This is a genomic window from Tritonibacter horizontis (assembly GCF_001518015.1).
GTDB classification, from domain to species: Bacteria; Pseudomonadota; Alphaproteobacteria; order Rhodobacterales; family Rhodobacteraceae; genus Epibacterium; species Epibacterium horizontis.
On sequence record NZ_LPUY01000073.1, the window covers coordinates 1 to 24978 of the forward strand.

Sequence of the window (24978 nt, forward strand, 5' to 3'; positions counted from 1 at the left end):
TCCGCGACACGATCTCGGCGTATCTCAGCTCGCCAGGGGGGGCGGGTGGTCGCCAGTGGTCGCGCCGTTGATCGCGGCCAGCAATGTCAGTTCTGTTGCGTCAGAACAGGCCGGTTTCCTTGGCTGTCATGGCGGCTTGCGTCCGGTTCTTGGCATCCAGCTTGCGGCACAGGGTGCGCACGTGGAGCTTGATCGTCACTTCCTGCAGGTTCAGATCGCGGGCGATTTCCTTGTTGGACTGCCCCCGGCAAAGGCCCTGCAGGACTTCGACTTCGCGCGGGCTGAGTTGTCCCAGCAGGGGATGGGCGGGGGCCGCCGCCTCCTGTCGCATCAATTCGACGGGGACATAGATCTCGCCGGCACTCATGAAGCGGACCGCATTCAAAAGCGATTGCGCCCCCATTGTCTTGGGCAGAAACCCGACCGCCCCGGCGTCCAGGGCTTCTTGTGCGGTATGGGTCGGGGCACTGCCGGACAGGATCGCGACGCCGCGACCACCGTTGCTTTTCAAGGCGCTCTTCAACCCGTCAAGGCCGTTCATACCGGGCATGTTGTAGTCGAGCAGGACAAGATCAAAAGGACCGTTGTCCTCCAGTTCCTTCATTGCGCGGGGCAGGTCCGTCGTTGCGGTGATGTCAGCCCCCCCTTCGGAGCTGAGATACGCCGAGATCGTGTCGCGGACCATATCGTGGTCATCTGCCAGAAGAATACGCATGTCGCTATTTAACCTGTTTTCACCATACTGAACGAAGTCTATCGCCGAAAACGTTTCAAATCAGTCAACTCCCGTTCGCAAATCAGCGCGACGCTGCGGCACCTTCCGGGCGGCGCATGGCCAAAGACGCCTGTTGGACGGGCCGCGGCACGTCCCCGAGCAGGGCCAACGGCGGGCAGGGGGGCCGTGACCGGGCGGAATTCGCCTCTGTCGGGGGCAGAGTTTACCGAACTTATACGAAAGGGTAGCAAACTATACGCAGGTGCGCATGCCGTTCGGGCTGTGTTGTGCCACAGTTGCCGTGACCGGGTCGATGGGCCTTGGCATTATATTGCTCTTGGAGGCACTTGATGAGACATCTATTCACGGCGTTCGCCACAGTTGTTGCCCTGTTGTTTTCGCTTCCCGCGTCGGCGTCAGATGTCATCCTGACCATTCGCGACGGAGAAAGGGAGCAGGATTTCTCTCTGGCGCAATTGCGCGCGCTGGACGCCCGTGAGGTGAACACCACCACCATCTGGAGCGAGGGCGTACAGAACTTCGTTGGCGTCTCGCTGGACCGGTTGATGGATCATGTCGGTGTCACGGAGGGTACGCTGGAGGTTGCAGCGGTCAATGACTACGCCGTTGAAATCCCCATGTCGGATGTCGCCGCAGGCGGGCCGATCGTCGCCTACATGCGCAACGGGAAAACCATGTCCTTGCGCGACAAGGGGCCGCTTTGGATCATCTACCCCTATGACAGCGGGGCAGAGTTTCGGACCGAGGCGATTTATTCCCGCAGTATCTGGCAATTGAACAGAATAACCGTGAGGTAAGTCCTCTCCGATGGGAGAGTTGAACAGGAGGGCGTGGCCCGTTGCAGAGCCAAAAGGTTCCCAAACTGCACCGATGGTTGTCTGTTGGTGCGGCCATGGTTCTGATATTGCTGGCGGTTCAATCCGTCCGGCTTGGCAAAGATGTGCAACAACGGATCGAGGCGTTCTCGGCTGCGGCCACGGATAACCTGCAATGGACTCTGTCCCAGGCCGAAGTTGATTACCTGAAATATCAGCGCATGGTCTCAATAGCCGAAGATCACGACGATCTTGCGGCGCTGCGACGGCAGTTCGACATCTACTATAGCCGCATCGCGACGTACCGCGAAAGTTCACTCTACGCTGACATGCGTGCGACCAGCGAAGGCGGCACGACGCTGGATCGGCTCTGGGCTGGGGTGCAGGCCCAGGTTCCGCTTATTGATGCGCCGGATGACGTTTTGCTCGCGCGCTTGCCGGATTTGCAGCAGCTGGTGGCCGAGGATGGCGAGGCGGTGCGGGAACTCGCCTTGATCGGTGTTGTGCTCCAGGCGGAAACGGCCGGGGTGGAGCGGGTTGTCTTGCATAAGCTGTTTCTACAGCTCGCGCTGGTTGTGGTGTCCCTGATGGTGGCCCTTGCGTTGACGGCCCTGTTGATCCTGTCCCTCTTTCGGCGCGGGCAGCGGCTTGCCTCCCAGCAGGCCCAGGACGCCGCCCGGACAGAAGCGATGGTGACCTCGTCGCTGGATGCTATTCTGGTGGCCGACGAACAGGGGCGGATCACGGCCTTCAATGGCGCGGCGGAACGGATTTTTGCTTATTCCGCACAAGAGGTGATCGGCATGTCCTTTGAGGATCTGGTGGCAATTGATGCCGCGCAGATTGCCAAAGGGGACACGCCTGACGGCTTCGGCAAGGGCGACGGACGGGTCCAGCTTACGGCGACGCGAAAGACCGGCGAGCGTTTGCCGGTCGAGGTTTCCCTGACGGTGTGCCGTTCCGGGAATGAACCGGTGCTGGTCAGCTATGTGCGCGATATCTCCAGCCGTCTGCGCGACGAAGAAGAATTGCGCCGCGCCCGCGACGATGCGCTCTCCGGGGTCAAGGCCAAGGACAAGCTGTTGACGGTGATGAGCCATGAAATGCGCACGCCGCTGACGGGCATTCTGGGGTCGCTTGATATTCTCGAAGACCTGGACCCGAGTGCCGAGCAGCAGAAGTTCCTGCAGGCGATGCGGGTCTCGGGCGAACTTCTGTTGCATCACGTCAACGATGTTCTGGAACTGTCGCGGCTTCAGTCGGGGGCTGAAACCGAAACGGTGGCGGTTTTCGATCTCAAGTCACTGGTGCAGGGGGTGGTCGACAGTCAGCAAGCCACGGCAACCAAGAACAACAACGAGCTGAGCGTTTTCTGCAACCTTGGCCCGCTGGATGGCGTTCATGGCCGGGCGAGAAGCCTTCAGCAGGTGCTCCTCAATCTGGTCGGCAACGCGCTCAAATTCACCCAGGACGGGGCGGTGTCGGTGGATGTCGTGCGTGGCGCTGGCGATATGGTCGAGTTCTGCGTCGCCGATACCGGAAAAGGCATCGCCGCAGACGATCTGGAACGGATCTTTGACGATTTCATCATGCTGGATCCCAGCTATACCCGGGGGAGCGAAGGCACCGGCCTGGGGTTGGCCATTTCGCAGCGGCTGGTGCGTATGATGGATGGGGAAATCAGCTGCGAAAGCGAACCCGGTGAGGGCAGTCTTTTTACCTTCACACTGCCCCTGCCGCCAACCGCGCTGGATCAGACATCGGTGACGACACAGCGTCCGGTGACCGATGTCGGACAACGGCTGTTGGTGATCGAAGACAATGACATCAATCGCTTGCTGCTGGACCGCATGCTCAGCGACCTGGGTCATCAGGTGGTGACGGCAAGCGGCGGTGCGGCCGGGGTCGAACAGGCCAGGGCCGGCACCTTCGACCTCATCCTGACCGATATCAGCATGCCGGAAGTGGACGGAATGGAGGTGCTGCGCCAACTGCGTCGCGAACACCTGGCAGAAGGCATTGATGTCGTCGCATTGACCGCCCATGCCTCGGCGGATGATCACGCCCGGATCCTCGATGTCGGGTTCGCGGAGGTTCTGACCAAGCCGATCGACAGGGACGCGCTGGGCGATCTCGTGCGGCGACGCTGTGCGGCGCCGGGGCCATTGGGCGTATCATCGCAGGTGGGCGCATCATCGCAGGTGGGAGAGCCCCGGCCGTCGGGGTCGAACGGGCCGTCCGCACAGGGCCAATCCGACCTGGAAGAGTTTGTCTCGGCCCTTGGCCCGGAAAAGGCGCATCACTTCCTGTCTGTCTTTCGTCAGGACCTGCGCAGCCTGAACGACACCTTGCTCCAGAGCGCGGAACTGACCGTCGATCATCGGCAGGAGGCGCATCGGCTGGCAGGATCCGCCGCAGTCCTGGGGCTGGCCGATCTGCGAGCGTCGATGCTGGAGATCGAACAGGCCAACACCAACGCCATCCCGGCGCTGGACAGGCTGTGCCAGGCATGCGCGCGCGCGGATACGATGCTCGCCCGCTACGAAGACGGCTAGATCCCCGCTAGATCCCCGCGCGGATTGGCTGTGATGTCTTTTTGGGCATCCCCGAAACTGGGGGCGAAGATGCCGGAACATGCCGCCGTCGCGGCGGCGGATTTAACGGAAAAAAAATTGTCTTGTTGGATGTTGGACCAAACTTATTTGGAGGGACACCATGTTCGTCAAGTCTTGGTTCCGCAATATGCCCGTAAAACGAAAGATCCTGCTGCCCGGAATGCTGGGCCTGCTGGTGATGATCGGCGTGATCACAACGTTCTGGGCACAGCGCTTGGACACAGCACTTCATACTGGATTTGAAGAGCAGGTAGAGCTGACCGAAGCCTATATTTCGGCACCTCTGGCGACAGCGGCCTGGAACTATGACGGAGAATTGGCGAACACGACCCTAAGCTCCCTGTCCGAACGCGACTCCTTCGTCTTTGCGCGTGTGGTCAGCGGTGGCGACATCCTGGCAGAGGCCTTTAAAGGCGATGCCATGCAGGAAGACTGGATCGCGACGGCCGACCAGATGCTTGCGGAGGAGACGCCGCGACTGCAACAGGGCAATTTTATCTATTTCCTGTCGCCGCTGATGTTCGAAGGTGAAATGGCAGGCAATCTGGTCTGGGCGTTGGACACCTCGATCATCGCCAATCAGATCATGCAGGCCAATATCGTCGCCGCGGCGCTCGGCTTTGGCATTTTTGCGGTCTTTTCGGTCATCTTCTACCTGATTGCCACCGCAGTTTCGCGCCCGATCAGCGCCGTGGTCGGCCACATTGATGCCTTGCAGCACGGCGATACGACGCTGCAAATCCCCGAAGCGGAACGGCGCGACGAAATCGGGGCGCTGGGCAAGGCCCTGGTCGATTTCCGCGATACCACTGCGGAACAGCAGCGCATGGAAGAGGAAAAACGCCAGCGCGATGCCGCGCAGGAACATATCGTCTCAGTTCTGAGCGATGCGCTGGGCAATCTGTCGACCGGCGATCTGACGGCCAAGATTACCGAAGATTTCCCCGGCGAATACGAAAAACTCCGGGAAGATTTCAACGCCCTTGTGACCCGTCTTTTTGACACGGTTTCGGCGGTTGTCGACGCTGCGGAAAGTATCCAGAACGGCTCGACCGAAATCAGCTCCGCCTCTGATGATCTGGCACGCCGCACAGAAAGCCAGGCTGCGACGCTGGAAGAAACAGCCGCCGCGCTTGATCAGTTGACCGCTTCGGTGCGCCAGGCCGCCGATGGCGCCAGCAGCGTCGCTAACACCATGGAAGAAGCAAAAACGGAAGCCGTCAACAGCGGCACCGTCGTCAACAGCGCGGTTTCGGCCATGACCGAGATCGAACAATCGTCGTCCCACATCGGTCAGATCATCGGGGTGATCGACGACATCGCCTTCCAGACCAACCTGCTTGCGCTCAACGCAGGCGTCGAGGCCGCCCGTGCGGGCGAAGCCGGGCGCGGTTTTGCTGTCGTCGCATCCGAAGTTCGCGCGCTGGCACAGCGCTCCTCGGATGCTGCAATGGAAATCAAGACCCTGATCGGCGATTCCTCCAGGCAGGTCGAACGGGGTGTGGATCTTGTCGGCAAGGCCGGCGAGGCGCTGCACAATATCGTGGAGCGAGTGACCCAAATTTCAAGCCTGATTTCTGACATTGCCCAAGGTGCCAGCGAACAGTCCGCGGGTCTGGGCGATATCAACAGCGGTATGGTTGAATTGGATCAGGTCACCCAACAAAACGCGGCAATGGTCGAAGAAGCCACCGCGGCGAGCCATATGCTGAAAGCAAACGCCACCAGCCTGGCCTCGATGGTCTCCCACTTCAAGCTGAGCGAGGGGGCGACGCATATTGCGCGCACGCCGGTGTCTGTCGCCAGCGCGGCCGACGAACCCGAAGAAATCGTCGCCCCATCCGCGCATGGCGAGGAATGGGACTACACGCCAGAGCCGACAAAGGCCGTCGTTGGCGATGCGAGCAGTAACGCAAAGATTTGGGATGACTTCTAAAGCCCGTCAAAAACAGATCTGACATCACTATGTCGCAGCGCGGGTTGGAAGGTTTATTCCCCGCGCTGTGGCAGCACAGCCACCACGACCCCACTGTTCCTGATGACCGCCAACGGTCCTCAATGCGGTTCGGGGGGGGGGACGAGCGGTGCAGCAAGGCCTTACCCTCGTTCAGATCGCTGTGCTTATCCGCGAGGGCACCCAATTGCGGCCCGATATGCTATCTTTGAGCCCACCTTTGAGCCCACAGTATGAGGGGCGAGATCATTGTGTACGCTCTTTCCACCGGGTTCTGACAAGAGTTCGACGAATAGCGGGCCAAGGCGGCGTGAAAAAACCACTTTCAAAAGATTTTCCTCTGGACGCCTAGGCGCGACAGAGTTATGTCCTCCCCCACACTCCGGCGTAGCTCAGCGGTAGAGCAGTTGACTGTTAATCAATTGGTCGTAGGTTCGATCCCTACCGCCGGAGCCAAAATCTCTTAAAGAGATCAATGACATAAAGGCCCATCTCGCGATGGGCTTTTGTCGTTTTTAGCGGGCTCTACAACAACTCTACAACAATCGCCGCTTTGCAATGAAAACGGGCGGCACCAAAGCACCGCCCGGATTGGATCACAGTTCAGGTGAAGCCCACCACCGCCCTTCCATGAAGATGTAAGTCCGACCGTAGAGAGTAAGTCGAACATGGCAGTTGCGGTCGAGACCACGGCTGATTGTGCGCAGCCGTTCGAGAACACTCTGGCTCATGCCGCCACCATCTGTTTGAGCAGTTCGATACGCCCGTCATATGCGCGCTGCATTTCGCGCAACTCCTCCGCCATCACTTCGATTGCGCTGACAGCGAAGCCGAACTCCTTGCTTGCCATCAGGATCGACAGCACTTCCTTGTCGTCGGGGTCTTGTGGGCAGAGTTTCTGACCGGCGACCATTACGCGGATCGAACAGAAGCTGATTTCTGTCTCGTCAGGGTGCGTCGCGAGAATCGCGAGAGCGCGTTGCAGGTTCTTATTTTCATTATTCATGGCATTTCCTTTCGCTTAGCCATTTCAGTCGCTACGCTCCGCGTGAGCAGTAGCTTGCGACCATGAGTAAGGAATCACCTCGACTGGCGCAGTTGTGCAGAAGGCGGAGATTCTCAACTTGGCGAACGACGATGAAGGTGACGCTTATGATGCTTGGGCTGCCCTAGCCGCGAACCTTGGCACACTGCCATCTAGCGCAAGGCAGTACTTTGAAAGGCTCTGCGCCACGGTTGAGGAGTTCGACCCTCATGAAGACGAGGAACTGGCGCTCACAAACCACCTTGAGATGCCCATCATACGGCCCAAGCCCCGAAAGTTGCTTGGAGCCAAATCAAAGCACGACTATGCGCAAATTTTCGATTGGGTGGACTCTTGGCGACGTGAAGCAGGCGCCGACCTCGAAACAGCCCTAGTCAAGTATATTGAGGTTTTCGAACTGGAAGACGGATACGAAACGATCAAGTCAGCTTACCATAAAGTCCGGAAAGCGCGTCTTGCTAATATGTAATTGGAATGCTGTGCTGATAGCTTTCCACAACCATAGATTTAGTGTATTGAAGCGAAGTCGTCACCAGTCGAGGTGTCTGGTTAGAGTATTTCGCGGATCGAGTTAGGCATTTTAGATGGCAAAAGTTAAAAACCCGGTTCTGTTTTCTAAGCACTTTGGAGTTGATCCTGCATTGTTGGATGCAGCGGATTTGATTGATCCATTTCTTAATGTGGATACCCAACTTTTCATCGACCCAGTTCTCTTGGAGAAATCTTCCAATCAGAGAATCCGAGTTGATGGCATTCGAACGTTCCGGCAACATTTTCAGAACTTTATCAGGCTACTCGCAATTTCCCGCAGTAAGGGTGATGCAGCATGGCGAGCCGCTGAAAAACTACTGGATCTTCACGAGCCTGCGGAAAATGGCCTTGGATACGGTGGAAGTGGTCGCTCTGGCAGTTCTCGTCCAGATCACATTCGGGATGCGATGATGAGTACCGCGCAAGAGATCGTCGAGTTGGGAGCCGACGACCCTGAGATGATCTCTTTAATGGGTTTTTTTGAAGATGAAGTTGGACCAGATACGATTAGTGACTTCACGACTCGCGTAATTCTTCATGATCTGGCAAAAATCACGCAAGATTTCTGTGAAGCAAACGGTATTCCTGTTTCCAAAGATGATCGGATTGAAGGTGTATTGTTGCCCCGTTTTGTAGACTCTCGAAGCGGCACTATGAAATCTACAGTTCTAGTTCCGACAGATATTGTGCGCGACCTACCAGTCGCAACGGATTGGTCGGATATCGAAGCCGCTGCATTCCAGAACACCCAAATTAGAGATCGAGTGAACGTCTTCTTAGGAAATATCGCAAAACCGACAGTGGCTGACAGGAAGGCAGCTTTGAGACGGGCAGCAATGGATTCCGCACAGAGTTTCGATCAGTTTCTCGCTACGGTTAAAGAGCATACCAGTCACTATGATAAGAGCCTTGATGCGCTCGGTTACTACAAGCTCAAATGGCTTTTTGGGCAAGACCCTTCTGGACTACAAGTGCCTGCTTCATATGCGTTGCACACCGGTCCGGAAGAGTTGAAGAAGCTGGTACACGATACACTGAGTATGTTTAAGCACCATGTTGAAAACGGCAATCTTTGGGAAGAATTGTGGGTTGATGGTAAACCCAAAAAGGAACGCGCGGCCCAGCTAATCTATTATGCTTTAGCCGACAGTTTTTGTATTGCCAACAATGTGGATATTTCACCAGAGGCGAACATGGGCGGTGGGCCAATCGACTTTAAGTTTTCCAGCGGTTATCGAGCGAGAGTATTAGTTGAAATGAAAAGATCGAGTGGAACCGTTCGTCATGGATACGAACGTCAACTCGAAATATACAAAGACGCTTCGCGAACCCAAATCGGGATTTTTGTGGTTATGGACTTTGGTGATGTGGGTAAAAAACTTAACCAAATCAAAGCCATACGCAACGCGCGAATTTCGGCTGGTGAAGATGCTTCAGATATTGTGGTGATAGATGCGACACCAAAAGCATCAGCAAGTAAAAGAAAATAGCCGAGTGTTCAAATTAAAGGCCGTCTACCAGTAGCCCTTGAGCGGCACTTCCCCGATGTGCGTACCAACTGACCGATGATCAGACAGCCAGAGTGCCAGCGAGGCGGAAACGGCGAGGTCCGCGTGGCCGAACTTTGTGCCACCTTCGATCCGCACACGCCCGGTCGATCCCACATCGGCCTCGAAGCTCTCAAGCTCCTGCCGCATTAGGTCGCGGGCCTCGAAGTTGCCGATAGACAGGTCGCCCGTGTGGATAGCCGAGTTCAGCGCCGACAAGAGCCGGGTGCGGCCTACGTTGTTGAAGGTGCGTCCGCGCTCCTTTGATTCCGTCTCGTTTTCACCGGCCACCATCTGAACGCGGGTGTGCTGGACCGACTTGGTATCCAGCAGGTCGCAGAAGGCCCGCCCCACGCCGGAGGAGTCCACGACGAGATAGGAGCGGCCCGCGATGGACGGGTCCATCATCAGGTTCCGGGTCACAATTGCGAGGTCTGCGTAGGACATGGCGGGCAGATGATCAGCCCGGACGATCTCGCGGCGACGCTTCGTTAGTTCCTGCCGCCCGTTTTTGTTATAGAACGGCACCCGCTCATCGAGCAGAATTGAATAGGCGTTGCGGTCCTGAGCCTGTGCGATATCGAGGCCCACGAGGAAGCGGCGATAGCCCTTGACGACTTCAACCGCCGGGTCTGCGTTCGGCAGGATCAAGTCCTCGCCCTTTTCAATCAAGCCCTGCATATAGGTCTCCTAATCTCAATTGGGGTGTGTCGGTGAAAGCTGCGGCGATGGCCGCTGAGTCGAAAAACTGCTGTCCCCGGCCCATCCAGTTCAGGCCGTGTTCCACGTCGAACTCGAACTTGGACAGCACCTTTCGCTGGCGGGCGACCAGCTTCGCCATGCGCGGCAGATCGAGGGAGCAGGCTCGGATGCGTTCGACTTCGGGATACATCTCCCAATCGCTCCACATCTCATAGGCCTTGCCCGACTTACCGCCCGGTGTGGTGATCAGGATCGTCTTGGCGTTGTCTTCGGCAATCGAAAGCGTCGAGCCGAAAACATCATCAGGGATGAACGCGGCCTCGTCATAGATCAGCAGCCCGTCTTTGACCCCATAGCCACGCGCCTGTTCACCGTTTTGGCCCGCTGGAACGCAGACCACCGACGAACCATTCTTGAGGTGAAGTTCGGTCATCGTGCGCCGCTTAGTTTCAATCGGCAGCGCCATCTTTTCCCAAGTGAACGCGATCTTGGCGAACAGCAATTGAGACTGCGGCAGCGTCTTTGAAAGGATGATCACCTGATGGTCGGGCTTGGACAGTTCCTGGCCTGCCATCACGCCCACGGTGGTCGATTTGCCTATCCTCCGCGACGCCAGCACCATGATGATGTCCGACGCGGAATTCATCAGCGTGCGCTGCCAATCATCGGGCGGCCCACCCACAACCCGCTCCAGCAGCAGCTCCGGCTTTACCCGCTCGTTGAGCGTGCGGAGGAATAGGCCAAGGTCATTCGACATCGAGCGGAATCCGCCGGTCTGTCACAACCTGATGGAAGGTCTCGAACGCCTCCGGGTGCTTGTGGAACACCACCCACAGCACATCCATCAGCTTTTGCACGTCGGGATGCTCGTTCAGGCCCAGCACGATGGTCGTCTTGTCGCGCAGATTGGAATAGACCTTGAGCAGGTTCTCATAGGATTTGTTCTGATCCCGGAGCAACTGCATCATCGGGGACAGCACATCGAGCAGGTTCTCGCCTTCGACCATATCGTTGAGGGTCCGATAGAGCCGCTTCTGTTCCTTGAGGATACCCTCAATGCCGCCTTCGATCTTGTCTTGGGCGCTGTTCACTTCCTGATCGAGCGAGGTGGCGTCCAGCTTGTTCGCCTCGACGAGGACGATCTTCTCCACCTCTGGGGTAATGAAACGCTTGCGAAACCTAGTGAGGCTTTCCAGATCGACGCAGCACCGCTGCGCGATCTCCTTGAACTGGCGGCGGCGCAGCACGCAGTCGAGGACCACCTCAACAACGTCCGCCCGAGCGCGGATGGTGGAGCGGCGACCGTTGCCCGATTCCACGGGCAACGCGTCCTTGATGCGGTCATAGTTGATGGTCATGCAGCGGCCCGCCATCCGCTTGCCGTGCGCCCGGCCAGTTCGACCATGTGCGGGGCCATCCGGCCAATCACGCGCCGCGCGTCCGGCCCATAGATCGGGTGATCCCCAACGTCGCGGATGAAGTCGGGTTCTTCCGCCGAGAACAGGCAGTCGAGAATGGCGTTGCGGGCAAGGGTCACGTCGAACTCCCGCACCGTGCGATAGGTGCCCGCCAGAAACTCGCGGGCGGTGGCGTCTGCGGCCTTGGCGAGATCATTCATCGGACACGATCTCCAAGGTCGTACCGGTATTCTCAGCCTGCGCCTTCGCGCGGCGATAGAGTGCGGCGTCACGGGCCTGCACGCGGGTCAGACGGATCGGTTCGGGCGACAGCGCATCCTTGATCGACGCCGGGTCGCCTTTGCGTTCGAGCAGGGTCTTGAGTTGCCCAGCCTCGGCCTGCTCCTTCGCGGCGGCTTCCGCTGCGGCCCGCTTCTGATCCTTGATCTCGTCGAGCACCTTTTCGGCATTGGATTTCAGGACGCCGATCTGATCTTCGATCTGCTTCGAGACTTGTTCCGTCAGCGCTTCAAGAAGCTTGGGCGTTGCCTTCTCGATGAACTGCTCCATCAGCTTGTCGTTGTCCTCGGACATGTGCATCTCCTTCACGTTCGCACAAAAAGAAAGGCAGACCCGGAAGCCCGCCTTTCTCCTGAACGTGAAGATCTGCGCGACGCCCGGTCTGCACGATCACAATAAATGCCTGTTAACGCTCAACAAACCGGAGAAGAAGGTCTTTCCGCTAAGCTGCGGCCGAGACATAGGTGTGGCGTTTTTCGTTTCTGACGACTTCACCTTTTTGCATCACAGGGGGAAAGCTCTTTGGATCATTGCGTCACCCAGCTTACGGACGCTTCACATAACGCAAATCAGTCTCGCCGCTTCAGACCACTTTTTGCAAGCAACTCATCGACAGGCATAGAACGGCGAATAACCGCTTCATAAGTCGAAGCTTCCGGCCTATTCAGTGCCCGATACAGTACCCAATCGCCAACTATCTGAGCTTGTTGCTCACATCGATAACTTGTTAAACTCTTGGAAGCACTTAACGGAGTCGGGTAGACATAAACTGTGTCTCCAAATTCAGAATGCTCGCGTGCTAGCTCTGACACTGTGCATTTTGGCGTTTTTCCGCTATTATATTGCCAAATGTGGGTTACTTCGTGCGCCAACAAAACCAAATCCTCGATGAAAGTGACATCATCGTCAGGAACAAAATTTTCCCTATAGGTATTACTGTTGTAGTGAATTTTGTTCCCAAGAGCCACGGCTCCGTCGTTAGGTCTTGCGTCAGCTAAGCCGCCTTTTACGATAAGAATATCGTCAAATTGCACGTTGTTGCCATGCACCGTTCCCAAGAATGCCGCTTCAGAGCCGGTTAGCGGTCGCTCGGTGCAACCAAATAGGAGAAATGGCAAAATTGCCAGCGGTAGAAACCTCATAGTGGTAACTCCTTGCTCAAACGACTTTCTGTTGTTCCCAGAACTATGCGGCGTACTGGTCGGTATGTCAAAGAATACGGAAGGATGTGGATGGTCCTTTGTGATTTCAGCCCAAAAGGCGTCATAGTTCGCGCGTGCCGATGATGGGGGATATGTCGCCCCCGTCCTCGTCGATCATGTCCCGCTCGTCCTCCCATGACCGATCCGCACGAACGATCTCGCCCTTTTGCAGGTTCTCGTGCAACGTCGCGCGGCTGATCACGCCGGACAGATACAGCTTCATCTGCTGTTCGATCATCTTCGGTTCCATCGCGCTTTCGATAAAGTCACGGGACAGCGACACGGACGCCGCGTCAGGATCGTCACCAACCCATTCAGCAGCAAGGCGCAGCAGGCGGTTCAGGCCAGCCTCGACCGAGACAACGACGCCATGCAGCAGCGCCAATTCTGACCGGGTGCGCTGCGTCGCTGTGCCAAGCGTTTCGTTGCGGTTGACGGTCGAAGACAGCATCCGCGCGCCGAGCGAGATCATCGTCTCGGATTTCTCCTCCATGATCTCTTTCATCGCGGCGACACCGGCCCCCGTGAATTCCAGCATCCCGACTTCCGTGCCTTCGGGCAGCGTCCAGACAGCGCCGGAGCCGATCTGTGTCGGCACCTTGTTCGCCGGGATCGACCCAGCCACCCAAGGCGTCGGGCTGGCCGTCAGGAAGATTGCGTGTTCCCGGTCGGCGCTGTTCTTGAAGTGTGAAATAGCGACCTTGCACAGAGACAGGAACGGCGGGCTGACATGCTCCGGGCGCAGGCCTTCATGGCTGACCATCAGGAACGGGATGTAGTCGAGCGGCTTGCCGTTGATCGTCGGGATATGGTTCTCCCCCACATCGACGCGGGTTTTGTGCTGGTCCCGTATGAAGCGCCGGAACTGATAGACGCCCGCCTCAAGGATCAACTCGTAGGTGACGTCTGAATCTTCCCACTGTTCATCTGAGGCCAGATGCACACGGGTCAGCACCTTCCGCCCATCAACGAAGCCCGTAGAGAAGTCTTCGATGGTTTCGGCTTGGAAGGTCGAGATGTGCGGCACGGCGTTCGCGCTTGCGCCATCTGCCGGGAAGTCGAGCAGGATGCCGAAACGCCCCATCGTTGCGACCTCGCGCACCATGTCCTCCACCAGAACCTGCATCGGCGCATTTTCATAGGTCGCGTTCAGGCGCATCGGTTCGAGGCGCGGCGGCAGCTTGATCACGGGGTCTTTGCGCAGCGCCAGCCCGACGAGCGCGCGGAGTGTCATTTCCGGTGCGCCGTAGAAGCAAGCCCGGTCGAGATAGTGGGTGTAGTTCTGCGCCGACATGCCCTCAGGCTTCGGGACATACAGTTGCCCCTGATCCTTCACGGCGTCCTCGCCATCGAGGCAGTCGCGGATAAGGTGATATTGCGCTTGCAGTCGGTCCCAGTGCTTGCTCATTCCGCGGCCTCAAGCACGAGGGCAAGCAGGTGCCGATAAGGCAGTTCGAAACGACCAGTGCCTGCATGGATGCGAAGACCGTCGCGGCTGCGGTCGATCATGACGGCATCGACCATCACGTCGCGCTGTTCCGGGTTGAGCAGCAATTCGCGGAGGCCGGATTGCAGAGCCTGCTTCGAGATCGGGATGGAAAAGGCGGTCGATGAAGAAACGGTTTTCTGGGCGAGCGTGCAGGCCGCATCGCCGTCCGCGGTGAAAGTGATTTGCATGTGCTGATGCTTTCATTGTGGGTGAACGGCCATCCGAAAGGAACGTCGCGCGAAAGATGGCCGTTCAGGAGAGCCAAGCCGCGCATGTCGAATGTGGACGGACGCCACCGGGGCGCTCAACTCAGGAATAAGGTGTTGATCAGTGTTATCGTTATCGAAAGCAGGTGGTTCAACGCCACTGGCAACCTAGGGAAAAGAGTTTAGACTACATCTCGGTAGGCAAGTGAGGACGGGCGACTCGTGGCAAGACAACGCGGCAACAAGAACTACTCGAACATAAAAAAAGGGCTAAAACTCTCGATAAAAGATATCTATGTTGGGGAAGAAGATACTACGAGAGAGCTCGAAATCGGCGATAGCAAGGTTGCCGCTCAGTTTTACAACTCATATTTCCTGAGAAATGATACCGACTATAAAGACTTCGTAAGCGGAAACAAATTCTTCGTTTATGGGTACAAAGGGGCTGGAAAAACGGCTTTCTTGAGGTATGTGGGAGAGTCTTTCAACCGGGACAAAGAATATACAAGAGATCCATCTTTTGCGCGGAAGTGGGACTTATTCCGCTACAGCCAAGACTTTCCTCAAAAGATGCACGCTGACATCTCGGAGTTTCTAAAGCGAAACAGGAAATTAGATGTCGATCTCGAAGAGAACGATCTAAATATATTCAGAGACTACGACTATGAGGATTTATGGACTTTCTTAATTTTGAGTAAGCTGCATGACTTTATCTCGTCCGAGGGTAAAGGAATGGTAGAGCCGGGAGCAGATCTAGATCGTTTTTCGCACCTTCTAACCGCAATTGATCGAGGAACGATCTTAGATCGCTTCGCTCGTTTGGTTCCGAAAATTCGCTCTGGGTCAGCCAAAGTATCTAGTGATCCCGAATTGAACTTGGACTTCGATTTTAAAGCTGGCTCAGATGACCTTGACAAATTTGCTGACTATGTCGGAGATCTGCGGGAGGTTTTTCAGAAACTGAACTTTACGAGCGGCTACTATAATTTGATGTTCGATGAAATAGACCCTCGGGTCGGGTCCGGGAAGGCCTTTGATTTGGATTGCATCCTAATCCGTGATCTCATTGTCACAATTTATCGACTGAACGCTACCCAACCACCTTCTGATCGACGCATCGTTTTTTCAGCAGCGATAAGATCAGAAGTTCTTCATTCGGTAAATAAAGTAGGAAAGGAGATTCATAAACTATTGTCTCAGTTCGGCATTCATATGACTTGGGGAATATATGGCGCGCGCGACCTTGATCATCCACTCGTTAAAATGATTTGCAAGAAGATCTCATATTCAGAGCAAAAATTTGGTGTATGGGACCATAGCAAGGATCGCTCTGTCACTGAGACTTGGAACCGCTACTTTCGCAAAAACCGTAAGGCCGCCCTAGCGCCAAAGGACTTGCTACGTCTAACTTGGATGAAGCCACGGGACTTGGTTCGCCTCTTGAAGGCTTGCAAATCGATTGATGGAGACTCGAAAGCATTCTCGATGAGTCTTATTTCGAAGGCAGAAGTTTTATACGGCAACGAAAGCTGGGCCGAGATACAATCACAGATTTCTAGCTCTATAGGTGCTGATCTTGAGGGTGCTATTGAAACAGTTTTCCAAGGGTTTCATGATCGATTTTCAATATACGAACTACAAACGGAAATTGATCGCTGTGCTTTGATAAGCACAGATGTTGCAAAATTAAGAAACAAGATGAAGCCCTTTGATATTGTGGAGCTTCTTTACAGGAATGGTATAATTGGAAACTATAGGCGTCGGGGAGACGATAGGTTCTTCTTCGATGGACACGCCAAACCAGAGGCCAAAGGCATATTTGTGGCACATCCAATTTCGAAGATCAGGTTGGGGCTAGAAAAAAGAACCTACAGCGATGTTCAATATGAACCTGACCTATTCGACCAAGATGGGTTGGACGGCTGCGAGGGACATAATCGAAAGGATGTTTCCTGACAGGAGTTCCGATTAGCGGGTAGCATTTTTCACTCTGATATTTCCGAGTGTGGGGCCGGGTTTCCACATCTGCGGCAGGGGGTTCCAAAAGGTGCCGGTTTGCATCTGCGACTTGGTCGCAACTGGATGTTGCAGCATTGTTGCAGAGCCTGACCAACCGCTTGATGTGTAAGTGCAATTCACCCGTGCGATTGATCGGTGATCAATTGGCCATGCGCAAAGTATGTCAGCATTGTTGACGCATCACGGATACACCGCTCCGAGTGACACTTGCGGAATTGCGCTGGGCGCTGTGCCACGCGGCACCAGTAAGCGACAGCTTCTCTACTATAGTACTACATAAGAGAACATGTCGCTTACTCCGCTCACACCGCTTCCCACCACAGCGCGCCAAGCTCGGCCATGCACTGATCCACATCGGCGCCCGCCGCTATTGCGCACAGATACGGCTTCGGCTGTGCAACCTTATCCTTCATGCGATACTTGTGCGTCGCCTTGACCCGCTTCGCGACTTCCCGCGTGTTGCGCCCGCCAGTCGCGAACACGCGATCCACCTCGTTTGCGCTCAACAATGTCACATCGCCTGCGCGGCGCATGACCTCCTCGGCAGACACACATTCATCGACCTCAATGTCGAGCCGCATGGAGTGCATGACGAATACGCGGCCCATCTTTTCACGGCGCACTGATCGCATCCGCCCGACAGCCTGCATCAGGCTATCAACCGCGACATTCTTCAGCACGGCATCGACGCGCGGATCGTCATGGCGCAACCGATACCCAGCGACACCGCCCCCTAGCTCCCAGTTCTCGGTGCGATACCACCCCATCTTCTTCACGGCGTCCTCGTCCGCGTGGTGCCGTCGCGCTATCGCTTCAAGCTCGTAAGGTGGCGGTGCATTCCGCCCGAGAACAACCAAGTTATCGACATCTACGCCATGCAAACGTTTTCCATCCGGGAAATCCCAGATATCCTTGCCCTCGACAGCCCCGTGATGCGCGAAGGCGACTCGCTTGAAGCGATGCTCGCGCTCAATGGCCTCGCGGTGATCCTTCTTGGTGACGACGACCGTGTAACCTGGCTGGGCGCGAAGCCAAGCTGCCAGCCTTTGCCGCGCCTTCTTGACGCGCGCCTCCTCTGCTTTGAACTTTGGGTCTGACTTCGGAAGATCATTGATCAATTGGGATCGCTTGCCGATGGCATCTGTGACCTGCACCACCCGCGTATTCAGTTTAGGTGCTTCGACCTCGAATACCTCGATCTCAGGCCAGTGCGCGCGCAACGCAACCTCGTTGGGCGTTGCATCGAACAGCAGCACAGTGTCAGCCTTCTTGAGCAGGCGCGCTTCCTGCCGCCATGCCACATCTACCCACCAGCGTGTGAACTCCTCGCCGTCGTCGTCCTTCTTGGTTTCGGAAAAGACATGCAGATGGTTCTCGCCGCCCTCCAACCGGGCATTCATTGCCCGCCAGATCGACACACAGCCAGCCCGATACGACCCCAGATCGCAATTCGCGATGATCTGCTCGTCCGACATGTCAGGCTCTACATGCGGTGACGGCTTTGCTTCATATTCCAGTTCGAGAGCTTCTTGGACCTCATCGAAGGTCAGCGTCTGGGTGTCCTCCAGCAGATCGCTATGCGCCCTCCGGGACAACTCGCCCAGACGTCCGGGACGCGGGGCTAGTAGCTCCTCAAGCGGAACCATCTTGTTCCCGGCAAGATATTCAACACATCCCTCGTCGATGATCACAACATCAGCGTCCGAGGCGATCCGCGACAAGTGCGAGATCATCGCGACCGGCGCGACCCAGTTGTGCCGCCAGAAGTTCATAACCTGATCGGCGTAGGCGCAAGAGGCGAAAATCGGACACCTTTTCACATCCTCGGACTCGTCCAATGTCGGAAAGCCGCAGATATGCTTGTGAACGGACACGCCGGCCCGGAACGCCGCGTTCACGGCATCAAGCCGGGAGCACATCCCCTCGGCAGATCGCCCGCGCCACGATGCCCAATGCCTCTGAAGCCAGCGATCTTCAATTTCCTCAAATTGTTCGACCTGATCGAACGCATCATAAAGCCGCTTTTGGCGTGCATCCTCTAGGCGCGATACGATCTCGGCGCACCTTTCATGGTTCGGGGCGAGGATCAGAGCTTTCACGTCCCGCGATGTGACAAGCTCGACAATCTCATGGGTCTTGCCGACGCCGAGCGTGACCTTGTTCAGGAACACGCCTTCCCGGTCGATCTGATCGCGCACAGCGCGGCTAAGCGCCTCAGAGGCTGCCGTCAGTGTGGTGTCTGGTTCTCGATAGGCGGGTTCGCCATAGACTAAGGTTTCGCCCGCACGCATGTCGCGGAACATCCGTCGCGCCTCACCCAAGGTCGGATCAGTCATGCCATCCGAGCGCCTGATCACCTTTCGCATCCGACGCCATGTTGCGGATGGAGCTTCAAGGCGCGTCAGTTCTTCATGCAGTGCGGCAATGGCTTCGTCTTCGGTCCTGCCAGATCGCTTGCACGATAGAATGAAGTTCCAGCATTCCTCCGAAACGCCGCCTTCTCCGGCGTGGATGGGAGCCGTGTTCACCTTGTAGATGCTGTGCTTGCCCCGGCTGAACTGTCGCTTGAGTTCAACAAGCCCTTCGGTTGATCGAACGACCCCGGACAGGTCGATCACCATGCCATCGCCTTTGAACTCGAAAACGCGCACGGGAAACGGATCGCTTTCAATGTCAGGCGGGGCTGCGAACAGCACACGGCCAGCTTGAAATATTCCAGCGTCCAGCCACGGCACATCCTGCTTCTTGTGCAGCGCCGCAATTTCCTTGGCTTCACAGAACGGAGTAACGCCAACCCAAACGTGAGCGCGAAAGTCGCCGGTGAAACCAGCACGCGACGAGAGCGCCACCACTATGTGAAGCTGATCGACTTCGTCGGACCCAAACATTTGGCAAAGCTGCGCCCGAATGGTGCCCTCTGGATCGGATCGCAAGGATTCGTCAGTATAACCATCGACATATGGCATCCCGTCAATGTCGAGGACCATCAGATCGGTTGGCGGAAGACGAAAATCGGTGCGCCGAAGCCGAGTGACGTTCCGACTATCTGGTGCGCCGCCAAGAACGATGCACTCGTGAGGCTGAATTCCATCATACAGCGCGGGGACGCTATCAATCGTCACGTCTCGGGTCGTGCCATACCAATGCGTCGGCCACTCAATTGGCGACGCTTCGGAGCCATCAGGCAAACGCTTCTTCACCTCCTTGCCGTCTGGCCGAAGGACTTTCCGAATACTCGGCTTTGCAATTCCATGAACGCGTGAAATCCGCATCTGCTACTTCCTCAATGCAGACGCTACTACCTTGTTTTTCAGTCGGATTCCACCAAAGCGTGTCTTATAAGCGAGTTGTTGATGCGATGGGTTCGCTTGCTTTGATGGCGATGACTGAGGGACGAGGTGTAGCGGCTTCGTCCCTCTTTTTCAGTTCACGCGGTGAGAACGCGCCCATGCGAGAACGTCCTCCCGATCATACAGGATTGTCCGGCTGGAAATGTGCAGGAACGGCGGGCCGCTTTCGGCTCCGGCATTGCGCTCCTTGCGCCAGAGGTAGAGCACTTCCTCCGAGCGTTTGAGGTATTCCGCACATTGCGCGGGCGTCATGAGATCAGGCAAACTCTGCTTGACCTGCAAGCCGCGCAGTTCGTCGCGGAGAGCACGGATTTCTTGTGTGAGTTCGTCCATCGACAGGTTCCTTCACGTTCAGATTAGACGCAGGCCCGTTGATGTGCTGGCGGATGCCTTCATACGATCCGCGACCAGCCCCTGATGGATCGAATATGGTCACGCCGGTTTATTCAGCCGCACAGCGACACCGACGCGCGCCTACATTAGCGCCTGCCGCCGATCTGGACAACATTCGAAGAAGGTACTGCCCCGCATTCCACCTCAATCTGTTTCGCGATGGCGTTCGCGTCAGCGTGGCTCATGGAGCCTTGGTCATAGATGTCCTGCACGCCTTTCTCCACATCGCCGCGCAACTGGTCGATGATGTAGGAAGGCAGGCGCAGGCGACGGGCGGCAGTCGTGAACAGGCGGCGGGTATCGTGCGGCGTCATGCGGACGCCTTCGCCTTTCAACTGCTGGGGGTGGTAAATGTGCTTGGCGGTGTCGTGCTGTGGGAAGACCCATTCGCTGTGCTGTGGCAGCGCCCGCAGAGCTTCGGCAACACGGTCAGCGATGGGGAATGCCCCTTCTGTCCCGTTCTTCAATTCAGCGACGCGGAGACGGGCGCTTTCGAGATCAATGTCCTCCCACCGGAGTTCGGTCACGTTCTTTGCACGGAGGCCCGTGAAGAGCATCACCTCCCAAGCTGTCCCGATGATCAGGTTGTGTGCCTTCTTCGCGTCGATCAGATCGAGAGCTGGCCATGCTTCGTCCACATCGAACTTCACCTTGTTGTTCCGCGCCCGGTATTTCACCTTTTTGAGTGCATCGGCCACGTTCGGGATACGGCGGACGACCGACGCCCGTTTAAACGCCGTGCCGATGATCTGGCGCAGGTGCTGCTGCGTTGAGGTCGGCTTGCCGTTGACGTCCACATAAGGCGCGAGGGCGCGTTCGAGGTCCGGCAGCGTCAGTTCGTCGATGGGCCGGTCAAAGAGCTTTGCAAGGTGGCGTTCGATTTGCTCCCGGTAGTAGGTCTTCGTCTGCTCGGAGGCGTCCGACTGTTCGATATGGGACTCCATTGCATCGCGCAGCGTGTGGATGCCCGTCGAGCGGTCATCCGTGCGGGTGGTGATCGCCTCCATCTTTTCCTTCGCCACATCGCGGGCGGCATAGACGGTCGGCAGGTCAGGCCACGCGCCTAGCGTGACGGAGCGCACCTTGCCGTCTATGCGCTTCGACAGCACCCACGTCTTTTTGGTGGCCCCGACAGCAAGGCGGATACCGCGAGCGTCGGGGTCGGGTTTCACCGATGGGTCGGAATACATGATGGTGTTGCCCGGTGCGTGCTTGATCTTCGCAATGGCCGGGCGTGTGGTCAGGTTGTGGTTAGGCATCTCTGCAACATCCTCTGCAACATTCAGTGAGGACATGTTCGGTTCTCTACCGGAGGTCGCACAACTTGTTTTTCGTTGCAGAACAGTGCTTTACCTTATTTTACTGATCAAATGCGGTGAACCACCCTTGGCGAGTCGTTCCCTGTTAATCAATTGGTCGTAGGTTCGATCCCTACCGCCGGAGCCAATCTCCACATAAGAGGTTGGAAGTAAACGTCAAAGCGCTCTATTGTGGGGCGCTTTTTTTCGTTCTGGCTACGATCGCTGCCTCATCCGATTTCACAAACACTCGCGGGATTCGGAGTCTTGAGAAGATCGAAGACATGCCAGCATCTGGAGATCAGGCCACCAAGGTTTTTCTGGGGTTTTCCCGGCAGTGGCGCGTTCTGATTTTTTGCAAAAACGGCCCAAACCGGTTTTCCTATTTTTGGTGAAGACCGATGAGTTGCGCGAGACAGTTGCGCTGGCCTGCCGTTCGACGTGGCACAATTCGGTCGAAACCTGATTGTTGGAGCATAGTTGGAGCACCTGCTTGAAACGACAAAAGCCGCCACGATGGGCGGCTTCTAACGTCATGTAATCTCTAAGAGAGATTGGCTCCGGCGGTAGGGATCGAACCTACGACCAATTGATTAACAGTCAACTGCTCTACCGCTGAGCTACGCCGGAGTGTGGGGGCTCGTATAACTTTGAGTTTGAGGGGCGTCCAGAGCGAAAGTTAGGGATTTTGGAAAAAAGTCAGTCCAGCAGTCGAAAAGAGGTGGTGGCGGTCATGGCACCGATGGGGGCGATGCGTTTTTGTTGGTAGAGGTCGACCAAATGGGCAAAAACATTGCGCTCTGCGGCGCCGAGCAGGGCGGCTGGGGTCTCGGTGTAGATCGCGGCTGCAAGGGCGGCAGCTGTGGCCGGAGTGGCTGCGAGATGGGCCAGAATCGCGGCCTCACGCTGCTGGCGATGGGCCAGGAGCCAGGCCAGACGCTCTTTTGGGGTGTGGATTTCCGGACCATGTCCGGGCAGGAAGCAGGACCAGCTGCGCGTTTGCAGTCGACGGCAAGAAGCCATGAAATCGGTCAGATCCCCGTCGGGCGGCGAGACCAGAGAGCTGGACCAGCCCATGACATGATCACCGCTGAACAAGAGGTCGCCCAGGGCAAAGCACAGATGATTGCCTATATGACCCGGGGTGTGGATCGCCTCCAACTCCCAGCTGTCGCCGGTGACAATGTCACCATCGGCCAGGATTTGGTCACAGGAAAAATCATGATCCAGCCCCTCGCCACCGCCGATCAGCCCCCCCTGGGCCAGGTCCTGCATGATGGGGCTACGTCCGGCTGTCGCCGGGCCAAAGGCCAGCACAGGCGCACCGGTCGCGGCCGCGGCGCGCCGGGCGAGGGGGGAATGGTCCAGATGGCTATGTGTAACCAGGATATGAGAAATAAACTGGCCAGGTGTCAGCGCAGACAGCAGGGCGTCCAGATGGGGCAAGATCTCCGGCCCCGGATCAATCAGGGCAAGCCCCGTGGTGCCGATCAGGTAGGAGTTGGTCCCGCGAAACGTCATTGGTGAGGGGTTGGGGGCAAGAATGCGGCGCACGCCCGGGGCAACCTCCTCTGCGACGCCGGGTTTGGGGTTGAACGCATCACCGGCATGGGATCTTTTCATGGGGCTTCTCCTGTCGCGCGCTGCGCAAATTCATTGCTCCGGTTTAGGCTTAGTCATGATTGTCTCACGTCTCAAACGCTATCTTCCGCGGATGCCGTCCGGGATCTACGGGCGCGCGGCCCTGATCCTGTTGATGCCGATCGTGCTTTTGCAGATCGTCGTGTCCTTTGCCTTCATTCGGCGGGATCTGGAGGACATCACAAAACAGATGGCCCAGACCATGGTGCGGGAGTTTGTCCTGATCGGTCAGGAGATCGCACGCAGCGAGTCGCAGCAGGATGCCCTGCAGCGGCTACAACCGATCCTCGGTCCGCTCAACGTTTCCATCCGGTTTCTCGATCCGGGCGAGGCGATCCCGCCGGATCTGATCCCGTTCGAGGATTTTTCTGGCCGGATCGTGCGCGAAACCTTTTCACTGAGCTTGCCACAGTTTCAATCGATCCAACTGCCCCGGTCGCGGCGCATTCGGGTGGTGATCGACAGCGCGCAGGGACCGGCGTCGCTTGAATTCAATCGCCGCCGGGTCAGCGCCGCAGCGCCGCACCAGCTGATCGTCACCATGGTGGTGTTCGGCTTTCTGCTTGTGGTGATTGCGATGGCCTATATGCGTAATCAGCTGCGCCCGATCAAGCGGCTCGCGGATGCGGCCGAGGCCTTTGGACGCGGTCGTATGATCCCCTATCAGCCCCGCGGCGCCATCGAGGTGCGGGCCGCCGGCGCGGCCTTTATTGATATGCGCGCCCGGATCGAGCGGCAGATCGAACAGCGCACCTTGATGTTGTCCGGCGTCAGCCATGACCTGCGGACGCCCTTGACCCGCCTCAAGCTGACACTGTCGATGCTGGATGGGGAAGATATCTCCGCCATGGAGATGGACGTGAAGGAAATGGAGGACATGGTGGATGCCTTTCTCGATTTCGCGCGTGGGGTCACCACCAGTGCGATGGAGGAAGTCGACCCCTGTGAGCTGGTCGAGGACGCGGTGCAAAGCTGGGCGCGCCAGGGGCAGAATGTGCTGCTGGTCGAGGTCGTCGGCAACCGGCGTGTGCCGCTGCGCACGGCGGCGGTGCGGCGGGCGGTGGACAATCTGATCTCGAATGCCGTGCGCTACGGCAGCCGCGCTCGGGTTTCTGTCGCCGTGATGCAAAAGTCGCTGCGGATACGGGTCGAAGATGACGGCCCCGGCATTCCCGAAGATCTGCGTGGCGATGCGATCCGGCCCTTCACCCGGCTTGATCCGGCGCGCAATCAGGATCTGGGCACCGGTGTCGGGCTGGGGCTTGCCATTGTCGCGGATATTGCCCGCGCCCATGGCGGCACATTGCGGCTGGGCAATAGCGAGGCCCTTGGCGGCTTGCAGGCCGATATTGTCATCGCGCTCTGAGGCGGGCAGCGATGTGGGGCTGGGCCGGGTCGCTTTTGGTGTCAGGCCAGGAACAGCCGGTTGACAGCTGTCAACCTTTCGTCGCTCTGGTCGGTTCTGATCAGGGCGCCTGCGGTCCAACCCTGCCCGAAGGATCCTGTTTCAACCGGCCAAGGCGGCCCAATTGGTAAGGCCAGGTGCGCAGGACCCATGGGGCCCAGATCGCCGCACGCACGGCATTAGGCGTGTGTTACTTGTTGGTTTCGTTGGAAAAAGTGGAGAGTTGGTAGGCCCGGCAGGATTTGAACCCGCAACCAAAGCGTTATGAGCGCTCTGCTCTAACCGTTGAGCTACAGGCCCACTTGGGGAAACTGGTTAGGTAATGGCGGCGAT

The 24978-nt window shown here is 57.2% G+C and carries 21 protein-coding genes and 3 tRNA genes; 8 read left to right on the plus strand and 16 right to left on the minus strand.

What is annotated here, in order from left to right:
• Window positions 1-100: 100 nt before the first annotated feature.
• Entirely contained in the window at window positions 101-715 is a 615-nt protein-coding gene (locus tag TRIHO_RS12080) for a response regulator (protein WP_068243808.1), read from the minus strand.
• A 350-nt stretch (window positions 716-1065) separates the two neighbouring features.
• Here TRIHO_RS12080 and TRIHO_RS12085 point away from each other — a divergent pair, with 350 nt between their 5' ends.
• The 4 genes from TRIHO_RS12085 (at window position 1066) to TRIHO_RS12100 (ending at window position 6576) form a co-directional block, all read left to right on the plus strand.
• Window positions 1066-1533 carry a molybdopterin-dependent oxidoreductase gene (locus tag TRIHO_RS12085; RefSeq protein WP_068243814.1) on the plus strand — a complete coding sequence of 156 codons (468 nt, stop codon included), beginning with the start codon at window positions 1066-1068 and terminating at the stop codon, window positions 1531-1533.
• Window positions 1534-1628: 95 nt separating this feature from the next.
• The gene (locus TRIHO_RS12090; protein ID WP_068243889.1) at window positions 1629-4106 is read left to right on the plus strand and encodes a hybrid sensor histidine kinase/response regulator; all 2478 of its coding nucleotides are present in this window, start codon (window positions 1629-1631) and stop codon (window positions 4104-4106) included.
• A 160-nt stretch (window positions 4107-4266) separates the two neighbouring features.
• Window positions 4267-6102, plus strand: a complete 1836-nt coding sequence (locus tag TRIHO_RS12095) for a methyl-accepting chemotaxis protein (protein ID WP_068243815.1) — start codon at window positions 4267-4269, stop codon at window positions 6100-6102.
• A gap of 399 nt (window positions 6103-6501) precedes the next feature.
• Window positions 6502-6576: transfer RNA gene (locus tag TRIHO_RS12100), tRNA-Asn, on the plus strand.
• Between the two features lie 271 nt (window positions 6577-6847).
• On the opposite strand, the gene TRIHO_RS12105 is transcribed toward TRIHO_RS12100, so the two are convergent.
• Window positions 6848-7126, minus strand: coding sequence for a hypothetical protein (locus tag TRIHO_RS12105; RefSeq protein ID WP_068243816.1), 279 nt, complete (start codon window positions 7124-7126; stop codon window positions 6848-6850).
• A 118-nt stretch (window positions 7127-7244) separates the two neighbouring features.
• Between TRIHO_RS12105 and TRIHO_RS12110 the strand changes: the two genes are divergently transcribed.
• Window positions 7245-7634 carry a hypothetical protein gene (locus tag TRIHO_RS12110; RefSeq protein WP_131811200.1) on the plus strand — a complete coding sequence of 130 codons (390 nt, stop codon included), beginning with the start codon at window positions 7245-7247 and terminating at the stop codon, window positions 7632-7634.
• A 115-nt stretch (window positions 7635-7749) separates the two neighbouring features.
• Window positions 7750-9186, plus strand: coding sequence for a hypothetical protein (locus tag TRIHO_RS12115; protein ID WP_068243821.1), 1437 nt, complete (start codon window positions 7750-7752; stop codon window positions 9184-9186).
• Window positions 9187-9210: 24 nt separating this feature from the next.
• On the opposite strand, the gene TRIHO_RS12120 is transcribed toward TRIHO_RS12115, so the two are convergent.
• The 8 genes from TRIHO_RS12120 to TRIHO_RS12155 form a co-directional block, all read right to left on the minus strand.
• Window positions 9211-9924, minus strand: coding sequence for a hypothetical protein (locus TRIHO_RS12120; protein WP_068243822.1), 714 nt, complete (start codon window positions 9922-9924; stop codon window positions 9211-9213).
• Window positions 9908-10702 (minus strand): terminase large subunit domain-containing protein, encoded by a 795-nt coding sequence (locus tag TRIHO_RS12125; RefSeq protein WP_068243826.1) that lies wholly within the window; start codon window positions 10700-10702, stop codon window positions 9908-9910. The genes TRIHO_RS12120 and TRIHO_RS12125 overlap by 17 nt, the downstream gene beginning before the upstream one ends.
• The gene (locus tag TRIHO_RS12130) at window positions 10692-11303 is read right to left on the minus strand and encodes a hypothetical protein (protein ID WP_131811201.1); all 612 of its coding nucleotides are present in this window, start codon (window positions 11301-11303) and stop codon (window positions 10692-10694) included. The genes TRIHO_RS12125 and TRIHO_RS12130 overlap by 11 nt, the downstream gene beginning before the upstream one ends.
• A complete protein-coding gene (locus tag TRIHO_RS12135; RefSeq protein ID WP_068243830.1) occupies window positions 11300-11563 on the minus strand; it encodes a hypothetical protein in 264 nt (87 codons plus the stop codon). Before TRIHO_RS12135 ends, TRIHO_RS12130 begins: the two co-directional genes overlap by 4 nt.
• Entirely contained in the window at window positions 11556-11936 is a 381-nt protein-coding gene (locus TRIHO_RS12140) for a hypothetical protein (protein WP_068243833.1), read from the minus strand. Before TRIHO_RS12140 ends, TRIHO_RS12135 begins: the two co-directional genes overlap by 8 nt.
• A gap of 275 nt (window positions 11937-12211) precedes the next feature.
• Entirely contained in the window at window positions 12212-12784 is a 573-nt protein-coding gene (locus TRIHO_RS23725; RefSeq protein WP_131811202.1) for a hypothetical protein, read from the minus strand.
• A 121-nt stretch (window positions 12785-12905) separates the two neighbouring features.
• The gene (locus TRIHO_RS12150; RefSeq protein ID WP_068243839.1) at window positions 12906-14252 is read right to left on the minus strand and encodes a DUF4055 domain-containing protein; all 1347 of its coding nucleotides are present in this window, start codon (window positions 14250-14252) and stop codon (window positions 12906-12908) included.
• Window positions 14249-14521, minus strand: coding sequence for a hypothetical protein (locus TRIHO_RS12155; RefSeq protein ID WP_068243842.1), 273 nt, complete (start codon window positions 14519-14521; stop codon window positions 14249-14251). The genes TRIHO_RS12150 and TRIHO_RS12155 overlap by 4 nt, the downstream gene beginning before the upstream one ends.
• Before the next feature lie 240 nt (window positions 14522-14761).
• Between TRIHO_RS12155 and TRIHO_RS12160 the strand changes: the two genes are divergently transcribed.
• The gene (locus TRIHO_RS12160) at window positions 14762-16495 is read left to right on the plus strand and encodes a P-loop ATPase, Sll1717 family (protein WP_068243845.1); all 1734 of its coding nucleotides are present in this window, start codon (window positions 14762-14764) and stop codon (window positions 16493-16495) included.
• Window positions 16496-16860: 365 nt separating this feature from the next.
• Here TRIHO_RS12160 and TRIHO_RS12165 read toward each other — a convergent pair whose 3' ends face one another.
• From TRIHO_RS12165 to TRIHO_RS12190, 5 genes are all read right to left on the minus strand, one after another.
• The gene (locus TRIHO_RS12165; RefSeq protein ID WP_131811203.1) at window positions 16861-19830 is read right to left on the minus strand and encodes a hypothetical protein; all 2970 of its coding nucleotides are present in this window, start codon (window positions 19828-19830) and stop codon (window positions 16861-16863) included.
• Between the two features lie 150 nt (window positions 19831-19980).
• Window positions 19981-20241 carry a helix-turn-helix transcriptional regulator gene (locus TRIHO_RS12170; RefSeq protein WP_068243855.1) on the minus strand — a complete coding sequence of 87 codons (261 nt, stop codon included), beginning with the start codon at window positions 20239-20241 and terminating at the stop codon, window positions 19981-19983.
• A gap of 146 nt (window positions 20242-20387) precedes the next feature.
• Entirely contained in the window at window positions 20388-21596 is a 1209-nt protein-coding gene (locus TRIHO_RS12175) for a tyrosine-type recombinase/integrase (RefSeq protein WP_068243857.1), read from the minus strand.
• A gap of 558 nt (window positions 21597-22154) precedes the next feature.
• Window positions 22155-22229: transfer RNA gene (locus tag TRIHO_RS12185), tRNA-Asn, on the minus strand.
• Window positions 22230-22298: 69 nt separating this feature from the next.
• Window positions 22299-23222, minus strand: coding sequence for an MBL fold metallo-hydrolase (locus TRIHO_RS12190; RefSeq protein WP_068243862.1), 924 nt, complete (start codon window positions 23220-23222; stop codon window positions 22299-22301).
• Window positions 23223-23277: 55 nt separating this feature from the next.
• Here TRIHO_RS12190 and TRIHO_RS12195 point away from each other — a divergent pair, with 55 nt between their 5' ends.
• Window positions 23278-24606 (plus strand): ATP-binding protein, encoded by a 1329-nt coding sequence (locus TRIHO_RS12195; protein ID WP_068243865.1) that lies wholly within the window; start codon window positions 23278-23280, stop codon window positions 24604-24606.
• Between the two features lie 263 nt (window positions 24607-24869).
• On the opposite strand, the gene TRIHO_RS12200 is transcribed toward TRIHO_RS12195, so the two are convergent.
• Window positions 24870-24945 (minus strand) — tRNA-Ile (locus tag TRIHO_RS12200).
• Between the last annotated feature and the right edge of the window lie 33 nt (window positions 24946-24978).

Bases quoted from the DNA above. Each gene is read 5' to 3' on its own strand.
- TRIHO_RS23725 (WP_131811202.1), bottom strand. From the start codon at position 12,784: ATGAGGTTTCTACCGCTGGCAATTTTGCCATTTCTCCTATTTGGTTGC.
- TRIHO_RS12115 (WP_068243821.1), top strand. From the start codon at position 7,750: ATGGCAAAAGTTAAAAACCCGGTTCTGTTTTCTAAGCACTTTGGAGTT.
- TRIHO_RS12080 (WP_068243808.1), bottom strand. From the start codon at position 715: ATGCGTATTCTTCTGGCAGATGACCACGATATGGTCCGCGACACGATC.
- TRIHO_RS12195 (WP_068243865.1), top strand. From the start codon at position 23,278: ATGATTGTCTCACGTCTCAAACGCTATCTTCCGCGGATGCCGTCCGGG.
- TRIHO_RS12175 (WP_068243857.1), bottom strand. From the start codon at position 21,596: ATGTCCTCACTGAATGTTGCAGAGGATGTTGCAGAGATGCCTAACCAC.
- TRIHO_RS12140 (WP_068243833.1), bottom strand. From the start codon at position 11,936: ATGTCCGAGGACAACGACAAGCTGATGGAGCAGTTCATCGAGAAGGCA.
- TRIHO_RS12165 (WP_131811203.1), bottom strand. From the start codon at position 19,830: ATGCGGATTTCACGCGTTCATGGAATTGCAAAGCCGAGTATTCGGAAA.
- TRIHO_RS12125 (WP_068243826.1), bottom strand. From the start codon at position 10,702: ATGTCGAATGACCTTGGCCTATTCCTCCGCACGCTCAACGAGCGGGTA.
- TRIHO_RS12130 (WP_131811201.1), bottom strand. From the start codon at position 11,303: ATGACCATCAACTATGACCGCATCAAGGACGCGTTGCCCGTGGAATCG.
- TRIHO_RS12120 (WP_068243822.1), bottom strand. From the start codon at position 9,924: ATGCAGGGCTTGATTGAAAAGGGCGAGGACTTGATCCTGCCGAACGCA.
- TRIHO_RS12085 (WP_068243814.1), top strand. From the start codon at position 1,066: ATGAGACATCTATTCACGGCGTTCGCCACAGTTGTTGCCCTGTTGTTT.
- TRIHO_RS12095 (WP_068243815.1), top strand. From the start codon at position 4,267: ATGTTCGTCAAGTCTTGGTTCCGCAATATGCCCGTAAAACGAAAGATC.
- TRIHO_RS12090 (WP_068243889.1), top strand. From the start codon at position 1,629: ATGGTTCTGATATTGCTGGCGGTTCAATCCGTCCGGCTTGGCAAAGAT.
- TRIHO_RS12135 (WP_068243830.1), bottom strand. From the start codon at position 11,563: ATGAATGATCTCGCCAAGGCCGCAGACGCCACCGCCCGCGAGTTTCTG.
- TRIHO_RS12190 (WP_068243862.1), bottom strand. From the start codon at position 23,222: ATGAAAAGATCCCATGCCGGTGATGCGTTCAACCCCAAACCCGGCGTC.
- TRIHO_RS12170 (WP_068243855.1), bottom strand. From the start codon at position 20,241: ATGGACGAACTCACACAAGAAATCCGTGCTCTCCGCGACGAACTGCGC.
- TRIHO_RS12155 (WP_068243842.1), bottom strand. From the start codon at position 14,521: ATGCAAATCACTTTCACCGCGGACGGCGATGCGGCCTGCACGCTCGCC.
- TRIHO_RS12105 (WP_068243816.1), bottom strand. From the start codon at position 7,126: ATGAATAATGAAAATAAGAACCTGCAACGCGCTCTCGCGATTCTCGCG.
- TRIHO_RS12150 (WP_068243839.1), bottom strand. From the start codon at position 14,252: ATGAGCAAGCACTGGGACCGACTGCAAGCGCAATATCACCTTATCCGC.